General features: G+C 58.5%; 17 protein-coding genes. 10 read left to right on the top strand and 7 right to left on the bottom strand.

All coding sequences use genetic code 11. The features are described 5' to 3' along the window. Nucleotides 1-114: 114 nt before the first annotated feature. The 4 genes from NBV64_RS03935 to NBV64_RS03920 all read right to left on the bottom strand — a co-directional run bounded on the left by NBV64_RS03935 (nucleotide 115) and on the right by NBV64_RS03920 (nucleotide 4019). The gene (locus NBV64_RS03935; protein WP_009463866.1) at nucleotides 115-624 is read right to left on the bottom strand and encodes a peroxiredoxin; all 510 of its coding nucleotides are present in this window, start codon (nucleotides 622-624) and stop codon (nucleotides 115-117) included. Nucleotides 625-958: 334 nt separating this feature from the next. Continuing rightward, on the bottom strand, nucleotides 959-2284 hold the full coding sequence (locus NBV64_RS03930) for a TRAP transporter large permease (RefSeq protein WP_022983420.1): 1326 nt from the start codon (nucleotides 2282-2284) through the stop codon (nucleotides 959-961). After that, nucleotides 2281-2916 (bottom strand): TRAP transporter small permease, encoded by a 636-nt coding sequence (locus NBV64_RS03925; RefSeq protein WP_250756728.1) that lies wholly within the window; start codon nucleotides 2914-2916, stop codon nucleotides 2281-2283. The genes NBV64_RS03930 and NBV64_RS03925 overlap by 4 nt, the downstream gene beginning before the upstream one ends. A gap of 119 nt (nucleotides 2917-3035) precedes the next feature. Then, the gene (locus tag NBV64_RS03920; protein WP_026485094.1) at nucleotides 3036-4019 is read right to left on the bottom strand and encodes a TRAP transporter substrate-binding protein; all 984 of its coding nucleotides are present in this window, start codon (nucleotides 4017-4019) and stop codon (nucleotides 3036-3038) included. Between the two features lie 115 nt (nucleotides 4020-4134). Here NBV64_RS03920 and NBV64_RS03915 point away from each other — a divergent pair, with 115 nt between their 5' ends. The 7 genes from NBV64_RS03915 to NBV64_RS03885 all read left to right on the top strand — a co-directional run bounded on the left by NBV64_RS03915 (nucleotide 4135) and on the right by NBV64_RS03885 (nucleotide 9905). After that, on the top strand, nucleotides 4135-6105 hold the full coding sequence (locus NBV64_RS03915) for a PAS domain S-box protein (RefSeq protein WP_052159349.1): 1971 nt from the start codon (nucleotides 4135-4137) through the stop codon (nucleotides 6103-6105). Continuing rightward, nucleotides 6098-6736 carry a response regulator transcription factor gene (locus NBV64_RS03910; protein WP_250756727.1) on the top strand — a complete coding sequence of 213 codons (639 nt, stop codon included), beginning with the start codon at nucleotides 6098-6100 and terminating at the stop codon, nucleotides 6734-6736. The genes NBV64_RS03915 and NBV64_RS03910 overlap by 8 nt, the downstream gene beginning before the upstream one ends. A 79-nt stretch (nucleotides 6737-6815) precedes the next feature. Next, nucleotides 6816-7319, top strand: coding sequence for a cyclic pyranopterin monophosphate synthase MoaC (moaC, locus tag NBV64_RS03905; protein WP_009463872.1), 504 nt, complete (start codon nucleotides 6816-6818; stop codon nucleotides 7317-7319). Nucleotides 7320-7338: 19 nt separating this feature from the next. Next, a complete protein-coding gene (moaD, locus tag NBV64_RS03900; RefSeq protein WP_009463873.1) occupies nucleotides 7339-7596 on the top strand; it encodes a molybdopterin converting factor subunit 1 in 258 nt (85 codons plus the stop codon). A 1-nt stretch (nucleotide 7597) separates the two neighbouring features. Continuing rightward, a complete protein-coding gene (locus NBV64_RS03895) occupies nucleotides 7598-8077 on the top strand; it encodes a molybdenum cofactor biosynthesis protein MoaE (RefSeq protein ID WP_250756726.1) in 480 nt (159 codons plus the stop codon). Beyond that, on the top strand, nucleotides 8070-8600 hold the full coding sequence (gene moaB / locus NBV64_RS03890) for a molybdenum cofactor biosynthesis protein B (protein WP_250756725.1): 531 nt from the start codon (nucleotides 8070-8072) through the stop codon (nucleotides 8598-8600). The genes NBV64_RS03895 and moaB overlap by 8 nt, the downstream gene beginning before the upstream one ends. 99 nt (nucleotides 8601-8699) lie before the next feature. Further along, the gene (locus NBV64_RS03885) at nucleotides 8700-9905 is read left to right on the top strand and encodes a molybdopterin molybdotransferase MoeA (RefSeq protein ID WP_250756724.1); all 1206 of its coding nucleotides are present in this window, start codon (nucleotides 8700-8702) and stop codon (nucleotides 9903-9905) included. Between the two features lie 229 nt (nucleotides 9906-10134). Here the strand turns inward: NBV64_RS03885 and mobA are convergent, their stop codons facing one another. The 3 genes from mobA to NBV64_RS03870 all read right to left on the bottom strand — a co-directional run bounded on the left by mobA (nucleotide 10135) and on the right by NBV64_RS03870 (nucleotide 13151). Further along, the gene (mobA, locus tag NBV64_RS03880) at nucleotides 10135-10734 is read right to left on the bottom strand and encodes a molybdenum cofactor guanylyltransferase MobA (protein ID WP_250756723.1); all 600 of its coding nucleotides are present in this window, start codon (nucleotides 10732-10734) and stop codon (nucleotides 10135-10137) included. Next, nucleotides 10731-11834, bottom strand: coding sequence for a GTP 3',8-cyclase MoaA (moaA, locus tag NBV64_RS03875; RefSeq protein ID WP_425541747.1), 1104 nt, complete (start codon nucleotides 11832-11834; stop codon nucleotides 10731-10733). Before moaA ends, mobA begins: the two co-directional genes overlap by 4 nt. A gap of 210 nt (nucleotides 11835-12044) precedes the next feature. Beyond that, on the bottom strand, nucleotides 12045-13151 hold the full coding sequence (locus tag NBV64_RS03870; protein ID WP_026485086.1) for a substrate-binding domain-containing protein: 1107 nt from the start codon (nucleotides 13149-13151) through the stop codon (nucleotides 12045-12047). 200 nt (nucleotides 13152-13351) lie between these two features. On the opposite strand from NBV64_RS03870, the gene NBV64_RS03865 reads away from it, so the two are divergent. The 3 genes from NBV64_RS03865 to fdhF are packed head-to-tail and all read left to right on the top strand — an operon-like array spanning nucleotide 13352 to nucleotide 18358. Continuing rightward, nucleotides 13352-13858 (top strand): formate dehydrogenase subunit gamma, encoded by a 507-nt coding sequence (locus tag NBV64_RS03865; protein WP_009463883.1) that lies wholly within the window; start codon nucleotides 13352-13354, stop codon nucleotides 13856-13858. Then, nucleotides 13855-15423: a formate dehydrogenase beta subunit gene (locus tag NBV64_RS03860; protein WP_250756721.1), complete on the top strand. Its 1569-nt coding sequence runs from the start codon at nucleotides 13855-13857 to the stop codon at nucleotides 15421-15423. The genes NBV64_RS03865 and NBV64_RS03860 overlap by 4 nt, the downstream gene beginning before the upstream one ends. Nucleotides 15424-15436: 13 nt before the next feature. Next, nucleotides 15437-18358, top strand: coding sequence for a formate dehydrogenase subunit alpha (gene fdhF / locus NBV64_RS03855; RefSeq protein ID WP_250756720.1), 2922 nt, complete (start codon nucleotides 15437-15439; stop codon nucleotides 18356-18358). The last annotated feature ends 29 nt before the right edge of the window (nucleotides 18359-18387 follow it).

Below are 18387 nucleotides of genomic sequence, written 5' to 3'. Positions count from 1 at the left end.
GATTCCGGCCTGGGTTTTGCGACAGGAGCACGGTAAAAAAAAGCGCCAGCTTGCCGCCAGCGCCTTGTAATCCTTCTATCCCTCGCCACGCCGGACTGGCGGGGGATCAGATACTTACGACTTTACCTGTTTCAACAGGGTGTCTGCATCCGATGTGTGCAGGCCGCCGTCGTTATCAATGTTCAATTGTTTGACAACACCGTCTTCCAGCAAGGCAGAGAAACGCTTGGAGCGCACACCCAGGCCTTTGGACGTCAGGTCAAATTCCAGACCCAATGCTTTGGTCCAGACAGCACTGCCATCGGCCAGCAGACGTACTTTGCCATTGACGTTCAGGGACTTGCCCCAAGCGCCCATTACGAAAGGATCGTTCACTGCCACGCACCAGATCTCGTCTACGCCGGCAGCCTTGAACTCGTCTGCCTTGGCAATAAAGCCAGGCAAGTGCTGCTCGGAGCAGGTGGGGGTGAAAGCGCCAGGAACGGCGAACACGGCAATTTTCTTGCCTTTAACCAGATCAGCCACCTGAAAGTTGTTGGGGCCCATAGGGCAGCTTTCTGTGGCGGTTTCAATGTACTCGCTAAGGGTCGCGTCTGGAACGCGCGCACCGACTGAAATGGACATAAGGTCTCCGTATGAATAAATACCGCCAGTATGGCGGCCCGAACTACCTATGATACTAATAGACTGGCCTGTCTTAGCAAATAACACTTATCAGTACGTTTCACAGGGCTACAAAACCGCGCGGGGTCTGGACACAAAAAAAGCCCCCACGCTACGCCTTTTGCTTGCCGCCCCCCGAGGGGGAGTGTTTGCCTTGGGACGGCCCAGCGACAAAAAAAAGGCCGGGCTTTTTGCCCGGCCTTCAAGGTGATTCACGTCTTGCGCAGCTTGCATCAAGCCGTACTGCCACATCAGGGGCTCACCTTGCCCTGCTCGCGGATAGCGATCAGGACTACTACAGCCATCCCATCATGCGGGGCAGCCAAAGCGTAATTTCAGGTACGAAGGTAATCATCAACAGGAAGGCCAAACCAGTCAGCAACCAAGGCAATGTGGACTTGGTAACTTCGGTCAGGCCCAACTTCGATATGCTGGACGCCACATACAGGTTCAAGCCCACTGGTGGTGTCGCCAGCCCAATCTCCATGTTCACCACCAGCATGATGCCAAAGTGAACCGGGTCCATGCCCAGCTTCATGGCGACAGGAAACAGGATGGGAGCCATGATCAGAATCAGTCCCGAGGGCTCCATCACCATACCGATCACCAGCAACAGGACGTTCACGAACAGCAGGAAGGCGATCAGGCCCATGCCTTGCGACACAATCCATTCCGCAATGGCCTGTGGAATCTGCTCGGAAGTCAGAATGAAGGCGAACATGACCGCGTTGGTGATGATGTACAGCAGCATGGCACTCATGGCTGCCGATTCCAGCACGATACGTTTGACCTCGCGCAGCTTCACATCCTTGTAGACCCAGACCGCAATCACAAAGGCGTAAACCGCACTGATAGCTGCTGCTTCGGTAGGCGTGAACACACCGGAGTAAATCCCGCCCATCACGATAACGATCAACATCAGACCCCAGATGGAGTCCATGAAGGCGCGCCAGCGTTCTTTGTAGGAAGCACGCGGCATACGGGGGTAGCCCAGTTTCCAGGCGCGGAACATGGTCGTGGCACCCAGGAGAAACGCCAGGATCAAACCCGGAACCACACCGGCAATAAACAGCTGACCAATAGAAGCCGTACCAACTTTGACCCCATCCGGACCCTCAACCATCATGCCGCTGGTTGCCACGGCATACATCACCATCACAATCGAGGGTGGCAGCAAGATGCCCAGACCGCCGGAGGTCGCCACAATGCCGGTCCCGAATTGCACGGGGTAGCCTTGTTTGACCATGGCCGGAATCATGATTGAACCAATGGCCGCCACCGTGGCAGGCGAGGAACCACTGATAGACGCAAACAGGGCGCAAGCCAGCACCGCAGCCAGACCCATACCGCCGGGCAAGTGGCCGACCATGGAAGCGGCAAAGCGAATCATGCGTTGTGCGACCCCGCCATGCGTGAGGAAGCTACCGGCCAGGATGAAGAACGGAATCGCCATGATCTCGAACTTCTCGATCCCGGTGAACAGCTTGAGCGCAATACTGTCCATAGGAACTTCGGTCATGGTGAACAGGAACCCCATCACCGTCAGACCCAGGGCAATCGATACCGGCATGCCTGTCAGCAACAGGATAGCCAGCAAGGCAAAAATAATCAGGGCGGTCATGCGCGCGCTCCTTCGGATTCAGACACACCGCGCTCTGTTTCAGCGATCAGATCCGCCGCAGGCTCGTGATGAGGCAAATGGCCCGTCTGGATAAAGTTCATCAAGGCTTGCAGGAAGCGGAAGCACATCAGCAAGGAGCCCGCAGGCACCGCCAGATACACAATCCACACCGGCACTTCCAGGTCAGCCGACACCTGGGCTGTCTGGGCAATGCCGTAGACAAAGCGGCCACCAATCCAGGCAACAATGGCTGTGAACAAGGCACCGGCGAACAGGGAAATCACCACCAGCAGATGACGCCAGCGTGGGCCCACAGCGTTCACCAGCACGTCCACACCCACGTGGATACCAACACGAACGCCGTAAGCGGCGCCGAATTTGGCCATCCAGACAAACAGGTAAATGCACAGTTCCTGTGCCCAGAGCAAGTTGACGCCGGCCACGCTTCGATAGGTAGAACGGGCCATGGCGGTAATGGACTCATAACCCTGAGCCCGCGACCAGGACACCAGCTCCGCCAGCAGGCTGACCGAGTAGCGCTGGCAGACCGCTACAAAAATAATCACTACGGCCGCCACCATCAGAAATGAGATGAACATTTCCTCAAAGCGGTCCAGAAATCGTAAAAACATGGGTAACTCCAGACTACAGTCTGCCCGCCCGGGGGCCGGGCAGACACAAGCATGTAGCGGGAAGAAAAGAAGAACAGGTCTGAATCAGACCTGTACAAGACAATCAGATGAAGCAGGCTTTATTCGGTAGCCTTGTAGAAGGCGTCGATCACGTCCTGGCCGATACGCGAAGCCATTTCCTTGTGCACGGGACGCAGCTGCTTGACCCATTCCTGACGCTCGGCATCGCTCAGTTGGTAGAACTGGGTCTTGCCGGACTCTTCCATGGCCTTCATGGAATCGTTGTTCTCTTGCTCTGCAATGTCGTTGGCGTAAACCGTGGCTTCTTCCATGGCTTTTTCCATGCCTTGGCGAATATCGTCAGGCAGACCTTCCCAGAACTTCTTGTTCACGATCACGGCATAACCCAGGTAACCGTGGTTGGACACGGTGGCGTGCTTTTGCACTTCGTGCATTTTCTGGGTGTACATGTTCGATGGCGGGTTCTCGGTGCCGTCGACCACACCCGTTTGCAGAGCCTGGTACACCTCGGAGAAAGCCATCACCTGAGGCACAGCGTCCAGTGCCTTGAACTGGGCTTCCAGAACCTTGGAGGACTGGATGCGCATCTTCAGACCCAGGAAATCATCCACGCTTTTCAGGGGCGTGTTGGCGCTCATGACCTTGAAGCCGTTATCCCAGTAGGACAGACCCTTGATGCCCTTGGGCTCCAGCTTGTCCAGCAACATGCGGCCTACAGGACCTTCGGTCACCTTACGCAGGTCCTCACGGTTCTGAAAAATGAAAGGCAGGTCGAACACTTCAAATTCGCGTACGCCCAGAGGGCCAAACTTGGCCAGCGACGGAGCCAGCATGTGCACGGCGCCCAGTTGCAGGGCTTCCAGTTCTTCCTTGTCCTTGTACAGTTGCGAGTTCGGGTAGACCTCGACAACCACCTTGCCCTCGGTGTACTTTTCGGCCAGTTCCTTAAAGCGCACGGCGCCCTTGCCCTTGGGTGTATCTGGCGATACAACGTGGCTGAACTTGATGATCATGGGGTTAGCCAGAACAGGCGCGGACAAGAATACGGACGCCAGCAAGCTGGCCACAAGGGTCTTTTTCATGTTTGCCTCCGGTCGGTTAAGAGCCGACACGTTTTATTGATTGATGTGCTTGAAAGCGTGTAGCTTAAAAAAGCGGCCCCGAATTATCTATTGTGGAAATCCGAAACCTTTTGTCATGATGCGTCTTGCCCGTCCGTCCGGATTCATACGCCAAGCGGCCTCGCGCACTCTGGCGGCCTACCCGATCAGCACCTATGTGCCTATTTTGGCCATCCTGATTATTGTGCTGCTGATGGGCGTGTTTGCCTGGGCGGTCAATAAGGAACGGGATGAGGAGCAGTCCAACGAGCTGATACGCAATGCCTTGTGGGTGGAGCAATCCCTGTCCTTTCAGCTGCGCTCGCACGAGAACAATTTAAGCCGCATTGCCAGCGAAATTGAAGTCCAGTCCCAGCCCGTCACGACCCAGACCGCGCTGACGCAATTACAGCACTTCAAGACCATCCACCCGGATCTGCTGAAAGTGGCCGTGCAGGATCGCTTTGGCACCACCTTGCTGGTGCGCCCGCCCGGTGCTGATACCCGGATTGCAGCCCACGTCAGCACGCCGCGCACGTCCACCTGGCTACCGGCCTACTACTCCAATGAACACCAGGAAAGCGTGCTGGACCTGGTGGTTCCCATTTACGAAGACAACGATATTGTCGGCACCTTGCGCGCCACCTTTTCCCTGGCCACCATCCTGATGGAAAACGTGCCCTGGTGGATTGCCGAGCAATATCACGTCTCCCTGATCGACCAAAGCGACCAGACGCTGGCCACACGCTCCAAAGGCGAGCCGGGCGAAAGCCAGTTGCGTTACGCCATGTCGGTAGATCCGCCCTTGCACGGTGTGCGTTTGCTGATGACGCCTTACCCGCAAAAGAACATCCCCACCTTCACCTTGCTACTGACCGTGATTGCGGGCCTGGCCCTGCTGGCTGTGGTGAACCTGGCGATGCAACATCACTACGCCCGCAAGCGCCGTGAAGCCGAGCTGGCCCTGATGCAGGAGCAAGCCTTTCGCAGCGCAATCGAAAACTCCATGGTGACTGGCATGCGCGCCCGCGATCTGGACGGCAAGGTGCTGTATGTGAACCCGGCGTTTTGCGAACTGGTGGGCCGCAGCAGCGAAGAAATTATTGGTCTGGCCCCACCCATGCCCTGGTGGGTGCCGGAGATGATGGATGAAACACTGGAGCGTCGAGATCGACTGAAATCCTCCCGCTCGGTGCAAGTTTTTGACACCCTGTTCCAGCGCCCGGACGGCTCACGTGTTGATGTGCAGGTCTTTGAATCCCCGCTGATTGACGCGCAAAAACGGCACGTGGGCTGGATCAGTTCCATCATCGATATCAGCTCGCGCAAGCAGGCCGAAGCCCTGGCCAGTTCCCAATCCGAACAGCTCCACCACACGGCCAAGCTCATTACCATGGGTGAAATGGCCTCCACACTGGCCCACGAGCTGAACCAGCCGCTCTCGGCCATTGCCAGCTATGCGGCTGGTTCCCTGAACCTGCTGGGAAATGAACCGCTGGACCCGAAACAACTGCGTCGCGGTCTGGAAAGCCTGGCGGAACAAACCCGCCGCGCAGGGCAAATCATCCACCGCATTCACGACTTTGTGCGCAAGCGCGATCCACAGCTTAGCCCTCTGAATTTGCCCGATGCCTTGCAAGGCGCCTTGGCCATGGCCAAGGCAGGTCTGCGCCATCACCAGATTCAATTGATTGTGCCCTCCCACCCCGAAAACCTGCCCGTAATGGGCGACAAGGTACTGCTGGAACAACTGATTTTCAACCTGCTGCGCAATGCCGCCGAAGCCATGTCGGGCCTGGAGCCAGAACGCCGGGTACTGGAAGTGACCATGCAGGCCAGCAATGGTGTCGTGCTGGTGATGGTGGCCGACCAGGGCCCCGGCGTGGCAGCAACGATCATGGCAGAAGTGTTCCAGGCCTTTACCACCACCAAAGCCCAAGGCCTGGGTATTGGCTTGAATATTTGCCGCTCCATCGTGGAGTTGCACCATGGCAAACTCTGGTTTGAAAACGGGGTTCCCCACGGTGCCACTTTCCTGTTTTCCCTACCCTTGATCGAACATGACTAAGCGCGCTCCTTTGGTCCACATCGTGGACGACGACCCGGCCATCCGCGATGCCTTGTCCTGGCTGTTCTCCACCCGTCAGGTCAACACCGAACTCTGGGACAGCGGCGAGGCTTTTCTAAATGCCCTGAGCCCCGAGACGCAGGGCTGCATCCTGCTCGACATACGTATGGATGGACTGTCCGGCCTGGAAGTGTTCGAGCAATTGCGCGAGCGCCAATCCCGTCTGCCCGTTATTTTCCTGACCGGCCACGGCGACCTGCCCCTGGCCGTGACCGCGCTGAAACAAGGCGCGGCGGATTTCATCGAAAAGCCCTTTAACGATAACGATCTGGTGGACCGGGTACTGGATGTGCTGCGCAGCTACGAGGCCAGTCAGGAAGAACGGGACAACGAGCAGGCACTGGAAGAGCGGCTGGACACCCTGTCGCAGCGCGAGCGCGAAGTGCTGGCCCTGGCCCTGGAGGGACGGCTGAACAAGCAGATTGCCCAGGACCTGAGCATCACCATGCGCACCGTGGAAGTGCACCGCGCTCGGGCACTTGAAAAAATGCAGGCTCGCACCCTGATCGAACTGGCCCGACTGCTGGACCCGGCCCGCTTGCGGGAAGACCGCAACCCGCCGGGGCCTTAGCCAGAGCCACCGCGCCGGGTGTATATAATGCAACCATAAACAATTAGAACCGCGCACTAGGCCCGGTCCCGGAGCGATCATGAGCACCACTACCGAAAACACAGATTTGCACCTTTCCCATCTGGATGAAGATGGGAAAGTTCAGATGGTCGATGTCAGTCACAAATCCGCCACCTCCCGTTCGGCCACGGCCCGCGCCGTGGTGCGTTTGAGCCCCGCTGCTTACCAGTTGCTGTCGGCTCAGCACAATGCCAAGGGCGAAGTGCTGAACACCGCACGCGTGGCCGGTGTGCTGGCCGCCAAGCGCTGTGCCGAACTGATTCCCATGTGCCACAGCCTGCCCCTGGATTTTGTCGGCATTGATTTTGAAAGCGACGCCGCAGCAGGCACCATTGCCGTGCTGGCCACCTGCCGCACCCGCTACACCACCGGCGTCGAGATGGAAGCCATGACGGCCTGCTCCATTGCCGCCCTGACCATTTACGATATGTGCAAAGCGGCCGACAAAGGCATTGTGATCGAACAGACCCGTTTGCTGGAGAAAACCGGCGGCAAAAGCGGAACCTGGACTGCCCAGCTCTAAGCCCTTTCACGGAGATAGCATGACAAGCCCTTTGACATTGCGCGTCCTGTACTTCGCCCAAGTGGCCGAACGCACAGGCCAGCGCCAGGAAAACTGGGAATGGCCCCAGGAAGGCACCGTTCAGCAATGGACCGAGGCCCTGCTGCAACGCCACCCGAATTTAAGCGATATGGCCGGCCGCCTGCATGTGGCCGTCAACCAGTTTCACGCCAAGCCTACCGACCCTGTCCGCCCCGGCGATGAAGTGGCTGTGTTCGAGCCCGTCACCGGAGGTTGAGATGATTCGCATCCAGACTGAAGATTTTGATGTTGCCGCCCTGAATGCCGAGCTGCGCGCCACGGCTGGCGGCAAGGCTGGTGCCATGGTGACGTTTACCGGCTATGTGCGCGATCAGGCCGATGGCACCGCCACCGAATCCCTGTTCCTGGAACACTACCCCGGCATGTGCGAGCGCGAGATTGAAGCGGTTTGCGACCAGGCCCGTCAACGCTGGCCCATACTGGATACGCTGGTCGTGCACCGCGTGGGCGAACTGAACCTGACCGAACAAATTGTTTATGTTGGCGTCACCAGCGCCCACCGTGGCGACGCTTTTCGCGCCTGCGAATTCATCATGGACGTGCTGAAAACCCGCGCCCCTTTCTGGAAGCGCGAGACCCTGGCTGACGGCAAGCGTTTCTGGGTACAGCAGCGCGACAGCGACGCCCAGAAAACGGACTCCTGGAATACCTCTGCGGACACCGACAAGCATGTCTAAAGCCAAGACCGACCGCCCCGCCGCACGTTTGAACGCGGCTGTTCTGACGATTTCAGACCGCCGGGGCCCCGACGAGGACAGCTCGGGTGATTACCTGGCCGCCAGCTTGACGGAAAGCGGTCACCATTGCGTACAGCGCGCCATCAGCAAGGACAATATTTACGCTATCCGTGCGCTCTTGAGCCAATGGATTGTGGATCCTGACATTCACGTCATCATCTGCAATGGCGGCACCGGCTTCAGCCACAAGAAATCCACGATTGCGGCCGTCACCCCCTTGCTGGATCAGGTCATTACCGGCTTTGGAGAACAATTCCGCTACTTGTCCTATCAGGACATTGGCTCCTCGGCGCTGCAGTCCGATGCGCTGGCAGGAACGGCCAACCGTACCTTGCTGTTCTGCATTCCCGGTTCGGGCGGCGCCTGCAAGCTGGCCTGGGAAAAGATCCTGAAAGAGCAGCTGGACAGCCGACATCGGCCCTGCAATTTTGCCTCGGAATATCTGGAGCCAGCCAAGCCCTGATACCTGCAACGGTATGACAGCGACAGCTCCGAACGACCTCCTTTCCACCGTGCTCTGACGCACCGAGCCACGAATTGTTTTATCGAATTTATCCATCCTATGATCGAATTTGACGTAGCACAGCAAAGGCTGGCCCAGGCAGGGCAAGTTCCCACCCAGACCGAGACCTGCGATCTGTCGCAAGCCCTGGGACGCATTCTGGCCCAGGATATTCAAGCCCAGCTGGACATGCCGCCCGCCGACAATAGCGCCATGGATGGCTATGCCCTGCGCCTGGCGGATATTTCCGACGGCAAGGTCCTGCCCATTCAGCAGCGCTGCTATGCCGGCGATATTCCTGAAACGCTGAAAGAGAACATGGCGATTCGCATCTTTACCGGCAGCATGCTGCCACCCGGTGCGGACACGGTGGTAATTCAGGAAAACTGCCAGGAGGACGAACAAGGTGTGCGCATTCTGGAAATGCCCGTGACTGGCGTGAACATCCGCCGCCGGGGCGAGGACATGCGCATTGGTGAAGTGCTGATCACAACAGGCACCAAACTGACAGCAGCCCATATTGCTCAGCTGGCTGCGCAAGGCCATGCTCAGCTACAGGTGTACCCGCTGCTGACCGTCGGCATTCTGACCACAGGCGACGAGCTGACTCCTGCTGGCCAGCCTTTGAAAGCCGGCCAGATCTACAACTCCAACGCCCCCATGCTGCGTGCGCAGTTGCAAGCGCTGGGTGTTGAAACTGTGCATGCAGTGCATGCCAAAGACACGCTGGAAGCCATTCAGGACGCTCTGAAAGAGCTGCTGCAACGCTGCGACCTGGTACTGACCGTAGGCGGTGTCTCGGTCGGGGAAAAAGACTTTGTGAAGCCTGCCATCGAAGGCATAGGCGGCCAGCTGGATCTGTGGAAAGTGCGTATGAAGCCGGGAAAACCACTGGCGCTGGCCTACATTGCCGACAAGCCGCTGGTCTGCCTGCCCGGCAATCCGGTATCTTCTTACGCCGTGTTTTCCTTGATGGTTTCGCCGCTGATTCGTCGTCTGCAAGGTCGGCAGCACGTGCTGCCGACCACACGTTACGGCGTGCTGCAAGGTGAACGCCACTTTGAAGGTGACCGCGAAGAATTCATCCGCGTACAAGTAGACAACGACGAGCAAGGCCGCCTGTTGGTGCGCCCCTTCGACAATCAGGGTTCGGGCGTCATCAGCTCCTTGCCTTGGGCACAAGCGCTGGCACGTATCCCTGCTGACTCTCATATCGCCCCCGGCGATGTGGTGCGTCTGTACGAATACAGCCAGTGGCAGGCATAAGCTCGAACGCTTATTCACGCTTTGGCCTTGCCATACAAAAACCGCCCTGATCAGGGCGGTTTTTGTTGTGTTGTTTGTTTTGGTCTGGAGCTATTTAAAGATACTTCACGTAAAGACAGCCGACTGCTCAGGAGGCCCGCATAACGGAACACTCATGCACGAACAGCCATCCCCGCCTCTGCTTTCCTCTGCTCATCAATACTTGCGCAGCAAAGCCACTGCAACAGGCTTACCAGCTTTGCGCCTGATCCAGATCCTGCGGCGTGTTGATATTGAAAAAAGCATGTTCAGGCGCATCGCGGAAATCCACTTCCACCGCACCTATGCTCTCCAGCCAGCTCATGACACGGCGCTCGCCGCTAAGCAGATAGTCTTTCAGGCCCGCAGCCTGATCGGTGCGCAGTAACAGGCATAAAGGGTGGCTACGCTCTGCCTGCGCGTAGGCAGCCACAGCGCCCTGCTCCTCAACGGCCTTGATCAAACGCTTGCCCAGATCCACTGGCACAAAAGGCAAATCCACCGGGCAGGACAAGGCCCACGGCGTACTGATCTGATCCAGCACACTGGCCAAACCGGCCAGCGGACCCAGATAGCCCTCCAGCTCCAAGACATCAGGGACCACACGCCCCCAATGAACATACTGCTCGGGATTGCGATTGGCACTGATCAAGACTGGCCCCACCTGCGGACGCAGGCGACGTACCAGATGCTGCACCAAAGGCTGGCCCTGCAAGAGCAGCAAGCCTTTATCGATCTGGCCCGACAAATCAAAACGGCGGGCTCGTCCGCCCGCCAGCACAATACCGCTGATGTCCTGTGTGCTTATCATCCGCCGATATAACTCATTTCGATACGGTCACGACTCGTGGTTTGCTCACCCCGAATCTGGGAATATCGGTCCTGCCGTCCCGTCCAGACGCCGTGCATATAGGCGGCTAACTGTTCGTCGGACGCACCCGAGCGCAATTGCGCCCGCACATCATAACCCTGGGAAGCAAACAGGCACAGAAACAGGCGTCCTTCGGGCGAAAGACGCATGCGCGAACAGTCTCCACAGAAGGGTTGAGTGACGCTGGTGATCACGCCAACTTCGCCCGTCCCATCCTTGAAGCGCCAGCGGCTGGCGACTTCGCCACGGTATTGGGCGGCCACTGGCTCCAACTCGAAACGGGACTGGATACGTTCCACAATCTCCGCACCGCTGAGCACTTCTTGCAGATTCCAGCCATTGCTGGTGCCCACGTCCATATATTCAATAAAACGCAGAATCTGGCCCGAGCCTTTGAAGTGCTCCACCATGGGCAAGATCTGATCATCGTTCAGCCCTTTGCGCACCACCATATTGACCTTTACCGGGCTCAAACCCACGGCCTGTGCCTTGGCAATGCCATCCAGTACGGTGGAGACGGACACGCCGCTATCACTCAATTGAGTAAAGCGGGCATCGTCCAAGGCGTCCAAGCTGACGGTGACACGATTCAGACCCGCGTCTTTCAAGGCCTGGGCCTTGCGACCCAGCAAGGTGCCATTGGTGGTCAAAGTCAGCTCCACCGCATCACCTTCCGGTGTACGCAGCTTGGCCAACATGGCAATCAGCACTTCAATATTTCGACGCAATAGCGGTTCGCCACCCGTCAGGCGCAGCTTGCGCACGCCCAGAGCAACGGCCTGCCGTGCTACGCGCTCAATCTCTTCAAAGCTGAGCAGGGAAGAATGAGGCAGGAACTCGTAGTCCGTGCCAAAGACTTCCCGCGGCATACAGTAGGTACAGCGGAAATTGCACTTGTCAGTCAGGGAAATGCGCAGGTCACGAAATGGGCGGTGACGCTTGTCCAAAGGTTGCCCTGACACAGCGGCAATCCGCACGGTCGGGCGGCGTGCAGGCTCTGCAGCACCCGCTTGCGCCCCCTGCTCGATGCCGGACGGCATAACCCCCGCTCCAGCAGGCTGCGGGTCACTCGGCTCCAAGGGCCGGGCCTCGGAACCTGGGGGAGCTGCTTCTTGATATGGCCTGTACTGAACCTGGTCTACGGACACCGGTTCACGTTTTGGCCCATGCTCATCGCTCATGGTGTTCTCTTTTTCAAGGACAGGGTTCGTCCCCGTCTCATGGTGTGTGTTTTCGTCATGCAATGGGGTCTAACGCCAGAGCATGTCGGCAGCCTGCCCGAATGCCTGTTCCAGCGTCATGATCTGTCCCAAACCCCGTGGGTCGTAACCCACCAGATCTTCCATGAATTGACTATACGCGGAACCGCCAATCACGTTCATCAGTTCCTGCATAGGAGCCTTATCCAGCGCTTCTTGCTCGACCGCAATGAAATAACGCTCCTGGGCCAAGGGAATGAACTCCAGCCCGCATCGGCTGGCCGCTGTTTCCACACCCAGGCCGGTATCGGCCATGCCACTGGCAACGTGAGCCGCCACCGCCATATGCGTCAATTCTGTTGTTTCAAAGCCCAGCACCGCATTCGTGTTTACCCCTAACTGCCCCAGCAGCAAGGTCGCCAGAAAGCGGGTACTGGACCCCATCTGACGGTTCACAAAGCGCACATCGGGCCGCAACAAATCGGCCATGCCGGTGATGTTCTTAGGATTGCCCTTCTCCACAAACAAGCCGGTCCGGCGAGTGGAAAGGAAAATCAGCCTGTGACGCGCCGGGGACAGCCACTGCCCATAACGGCGCATGGCAGCCACCTCGAACTCACCCACCGGAACCTGGAAACCGGCCAGATCGCAATCCCCGCGCTCCAGCGAAGCCAGCGCTTCAATGGCTGTGCGGTAGCGCAGCTCCAGCGGCAGACCATCGTGCTCATTGGCAAAGCGCATCAGGCCTTCAATCGCAAATCCGTGACTGGCCTGAAAGCGCAAACGGTCCAGAGGCTGCGCATACAAGCGGCCCAGCTCCTCTTCCAGCTCGGAAGCCATGCTCTCCAGGGTTGGCGTCAGACGCGCATCCAGTCGCCGATTCGCCCACAGCAAACGCTGGGCGAACTCGGTCAGCTTGGTACCTTTGCGCCGGGAGGTTTCCAGCAAGGCCGCATCAAACTGTTTTTCGGCATTACGCAACAAGCCCCAGGCATGTCTGTAGGAAAACTGGCATTCCTTGCTGGCTCCCGCCAAGTGCCCCAGTCGCTCGATGGCACCCAACAAACGCAACACATCCCCCATGGGAAGGTCCACGCCGTCTGCATTTTCCAGAATCCATTCAGAGCGCAGCCGGGCTTTGAATTTCTGTTTGGTCATGTGTTTTTAAGACCAGTGTGTTTTCGTATTTATGTTTTGTGCTGCATGTACCAAACATTATATATGCGAAATATTGCTTATTGAAGTTATGGACTTAAGTGGTTAGATTACAAGGGAAAACACTGTCAAATAATATGCACCGCTGTGCATAAAAAATATGGAGGCGCAGGCACCCTATTCGGGCACCGCGCACACAGGACATGCAAACAACCCCTCATCACCAGGAGCAGGACCTGTCAGGTCTGGCTCCTGAAGAGGTCGCCTTGCAGGCCGTGCAGGAGCACGCCGGCCAGAAAGGTAACCTGTTGCCTATTTTGCACGCGATTCAGGACCGGATTGCCTGTATTCCCGAGTCCGTGGTGCCGGTGCTGGCCGAACAGCTGGCTCTGTCCCGTGCGGAAATCCATGGCGTTATCTCTTTTTACGCCCATTTCCGCACCCAGCCCCACGCGACTCATACCCTGGAAATCTGCCGGGCTGAAGCCTGTCAGGCGCGGGGCGGACTGGAGCTGACGGCTCATGCCCGTCGCCGCCTGAACTGCGACTTCCATGAAAACAGCGACGACGGCCAGTACACGCTGGAGCCTGTCTACTGTCTGGGCCTCTGTGCTCAGTCCCCCGCCGTCATGCTCGATGGCGTACCCCATGCACGCGTCACCCCCGAAAAACTGGATGCCCTGCTAAGCAGCCAGGAGGCCCAGTCATGAGCACCATTACCGTTTACGTTCCGCGCGACACCGCAGCGGTCGCCATGGGCGCCCATGAGATTGCCCAGCAACTGGCGGCCCAGGCTCAGGAGCGCGGTCTGGATGTGCAGATCGTGCGTAATGGCTCGCGCGGTTTGCTGTGGCTGGAGCCCATGGTGGAAGTGCAAACAGCTGAAGGCCGCGTCGCTTACGGCCCTGTCCAGACTGAAGATCTGCCCGGTCTGTTCGACGCTGGTTTTCTGCAAGGCGGTGCACATAAGTTATGCCACGGTCTGACGGACGCCATCCCTTACCTGAAGAATCAGGAACGCCTGACTTTTGCCCGTGTGGGGATTATTGATCCGGTCAGCGTGGCCGATTACCAATCCTGTGGTGGCTTCGAAGGTTTGCGCAAGGCGCTGAGCATGGAACCGGCCGCCATTGTGAAAGAAGTGACCGACTCCGGCCTGCGAGGTCGTGGCGGTGCGGCTTTCCCGACCGGCATCAAATGGAACACGGTACTGAACACCCCGGCACAGCAGAAGTACATTGTCTGTAATGCCGACGAAGGCGACTCGGGCACGTTTTCTGATCGCATGTTGATGGAAGGCGATCCGCTGTGCCTGGTTGAAGGCATGGCGATTGCCGGGCTGGCTGTAGGTGCGACCTATGGCTACATCTACGTGCGTTCCGAATACCCACTGGCCGTGCAAGCGTTGAACGAAGCCATTGTGGCAGCGCGCGCAGCAGGCTGGCTGGGCAAGAACATTCAAGGCAGCGGCTACGAGTTCGATCTGGAAGTACGCAAGGCAGCCGGCGCCTACATCTGTGGTGAAGAAACCGCCCTGCTCGACAGTCTGGAAGGCAAGCGCGGCATGGTGCGTGTGAAACCGCCTCTGCCCGCCATCAAAGGCCTGTTTGGTCAGCCTACAGTCATCAATAACGTGGTGTCCCTGGCTTCCGTGCCGGTGATTCTGGCCAAGGGCGGTGCTTACTACCAGAACTACGGCATGGGTCGCTCGCGTGGCACACTGGCATTCCAGTTGACCGGCAATCTGCAAAACGGCGGCCTGGTAGAAAAAGCCTTTGGCGTCACCCTGCGCGAATTGCTGTACGACTACGGTGGCGGCAGCGCCAGCGGTCGTCCCTTGCGTGCAGTGCAAGTCGGTGGCCCCTTGGGCGCCTATCTGCCCGAGCACCATTGGGATGTCCCGCTGGACTATGAGGCCTACATGAAGATCAATGCCATGGTCGGTCACGGCGGTCTGGTGGCCTTTGACGACACAGTAGACATGGCCCACATGGCGCAGTACGCCATGGAATTCTGTGCCATCGAATCCTGTGGCAAATGCACACCCTGTCGCATCGGCTCTACGCGTGGCGTAGAGACCATCCAGAAGATCCGTCGCCGCGAAGACATGGACAACCATGTCGAGCTGTTGCGCGACCTGTGCGACACCATGTTCTCCGGGTCCTTGTGCGCCTTGGGCGGCATGACCCCTTATCCCGTCCTGTCCGCGCTGGAACACTTCCCCCAGGATTTTGGACTGGCCCCGCAAACCGAGCAGGACCTGGCCAAGGTCTAAGACGGAGATCACCATGAAAGAAACAGTCGCCGTACGCGAACGTGACCTGGGCACCCCAGCCGCGACCCAGACCGAGATGGTCAACCTGACCATCGATGGCAAATTGATTGAAGTGCCCGTCGGCACTTCCGTGATGCACGCAGCCGCCTTGGCCGGCATCAATATTCCCAAGCTGTGCGCCACCGATTCGCTGGAGGCCTTTGGCTCCTGCCGTCTGTGCCTGGTGGACATTGAAGGCCGTCGCGGCCACCCTGCTTCCTGCACCACCCTGGTGGAAGAAGGCATGGTCGTCCAAACCGAAAACGACACCCTGCACAAGCTGCGCCGCAACGTGATGGAGCTGTACATCTCCGATCACCCGCTGGACTGCCTGACCTGTCCTGCCAACGGCAATTGCGAACTGCAAGACATGGCCGGTGTGGTGGGCCTGCGCAGCGTGCGCTATGGCTTTGATGGTGCCAACCACCTGGACGATACTACCGATAATTCCAACCCTTACTTTGCCTACGACTCCAGCAAATGCATTGTCTGCAATCGCTGCGTGCGCGCCTGTGAGGAAGTTCAGGGCACCTTTGCACTAACCATCGACAAGCGTGGTTTTGAATCGCGCGTCACCGCCGGTCAGAACGATGGCTTCCTGGGCAGCGATTGCGTGTCCTGTGGCGCTTGCGTTCAAGCCTGCCCGACCTCTTCCCTGATGGAGAAATCCGTCATCGATCTGGGGCAACCCGAGCACGCCGTCATCACTACTTGCGCCTATTGCGGTGTAGGTTGCGGCTTCAAGGCCGAAATGAAGGGCGACAAGGTCATTCGCATGACACCCTGGAAAGACGGCAAGGCCAACCGTGGCCACGCCTGCGTGAAAGGTCGTTTCGCCTGGGGTTACGCCACGCACCAGGACCGTATCCTGAGTCCCATGATACGCAAGAGCATTACGGACCCCTGGCAGGAAGTGTCGTGGGACGAGGCCATCAATTACGCCGCCTCCGAGTTCCGTCGCATTCAGGATCAGCACGGTCGTGACGCGGTGGGCGGTATCACCTCCTCGCGTTGCACCAACGAAGAAACCTATCTGGTGCAAAAACTGGTTCGCGCCGCCTTTGGTACCAATAACGTGGACACCTGCGCCCGCGTGTGTCACTCCCCTACCGGCTACGGCCTGAAGATGACCCTGGGTGAGTCCGCCGGTACGCAAACCTTTGACTCGGTGATGCACACCGACGTGGTGATCGTGATGGGTGCCAACCCCAGCGCCGCTCACCCCGTGTTTGCATCGCGCCTGAAACGTCGCCTGCGCCAAGGTGCCCGCCTGATCGTGATCGACCCGCGCCAGACCGAACTGGTCAGCTCGCCGCACATCCAGGCCGACTACCACCTGCCCCTGCGTCCAGGCACCAACACCGCCATACTGACCGCCATGGCCCACGTTATCGTCACTGAAAATCTGGTGAACGAGGCCTATGTGGCCGAGCGCTGCGATACCGCTGCCTTCAATGAATGGCGCAGCTTTGTCAGCCAGCCCCAGAACTCGCCAGAAGCCATGGCCGAGATCTGCGGTGTATCCGCCGACGACATCCGTGGCGCAGCCCGTCTGTACGCTACCGGCGGCAACGGTTCGATTTACTACGGTCTGGGTGTGACAGAACACAGCCAGGGCTCCACCACCGTAATGGCCATTGCCAACCTGGCCATGGCCACCGGCAACGTAGGCCGCGAAGGTGTGGGTGTGAACCCGCTGCGTGGTCAGAACAACGTGCAAGGCTCCTGCGATATGGGCTCTTTCCCGCACGAGTTCCCCGGCTACCGTCACGTCTCCGACACCAGCGTACGTCAGCAGTTTGAAGAGGCCTGGGGCGTGTCCCTGCAATCTGAACCCGGTCTGCGCATTCCCAATATGTTTGATGCCGCCTTGAGTGGCAGCTTCAAGGGACTGTACTGCCAGGGTGAAGACATTGTTCAGTCCGACCCGAACACCCAACACGTAGCTGCTGCCATGGCCGCCATGGAGTGTGTGGTGGTGCAGGATCTGTTCCTGAACGAAACCGCCAAGTACGCCCATGTGTTCCTGCCCGGTTCGTCCTTCCTGGAAAAAGACGGCACCTTCACCAACGCCGAGCGCCGCATTTCGCGCGTACGCAAAGTGATGGAGCCCAAGGCGGGCATGGCCGACTGGGAAGTCACCTGCGCCCTGGCCCGTGCTTTGGGCTACCCCATGAACTACGAGCATCCCGGCCAGATCATGGACGAGATCGCCCGTCTGACACCGACCTTTGCTGGCGTGTCTTACGATCGCATCCAGGAACTGGGTGGCAGCGTGCAATGGCCTTGCAACGAACAGGCACCTGAAGGCACCCCCACCATGCACATCGACGAGTTCGTGCGTGGCAAGGGCCGCTTCATGCTGACTCAGTACGTACCCACCGAAGAGCGCAGCAGCCGCAAGTTCCCCTTGCTGCTGACCACCGGCCGTATCCTGTCGCAATACAACGTGGGCGCACAAACCCGCCGTACCGACAACGTGGCCTGGCATGCAGAGGACTTGCTGGAAATTCACCCGGTGGATGCCGAAGATCGCGGCATTCGCAGTGGCGACAAAGTCTCGGTCAAGAGCCGTGCGGGAGAGACCGCCCTGCGCGCGACGGTGACCGAACGAGTGCAGCCAGGGGTGGTCTATACTACTTTCCACTTTCCCGAGTCGGGCGCCAACGTGGTCACCACCAACAACTCGGACTGGGCAACCAACTGCCCCGAGTACAAGGTGACGGCCGTGCAAATTCAGCGCGTGACCTCCGAGTCGGCCTGGCAAAATCGCTGGAACCGTTTCCACGATATTCAGCAGCGTCTCCTGCAAGGCGAGACCGTCCCGGCCGAGGATTTGGCCCAGGCGGATCACAGCCATTCGCATGAGCATGCCGAGGCCGTCGCGAAAGTATGATGCGTCCCAACAGGCCCTAAGGAGTTGCC

Origin of the sequence: Alcaligenes sp. DN25 (assembly GCF_023674485.1) — a bacterium.
Classification (GTDB): Bacteria; Pseudomonadota; Gammaproteobacteria; order Burkholderiales; family Burkholderiaceae_B; genus Alcaligenes; species Alcaligenes phenolicus.
Note: the sequence above shows the minus strand (reverse complement) of the source record. Positions and strands in the feature narration are given on the sequence as shown.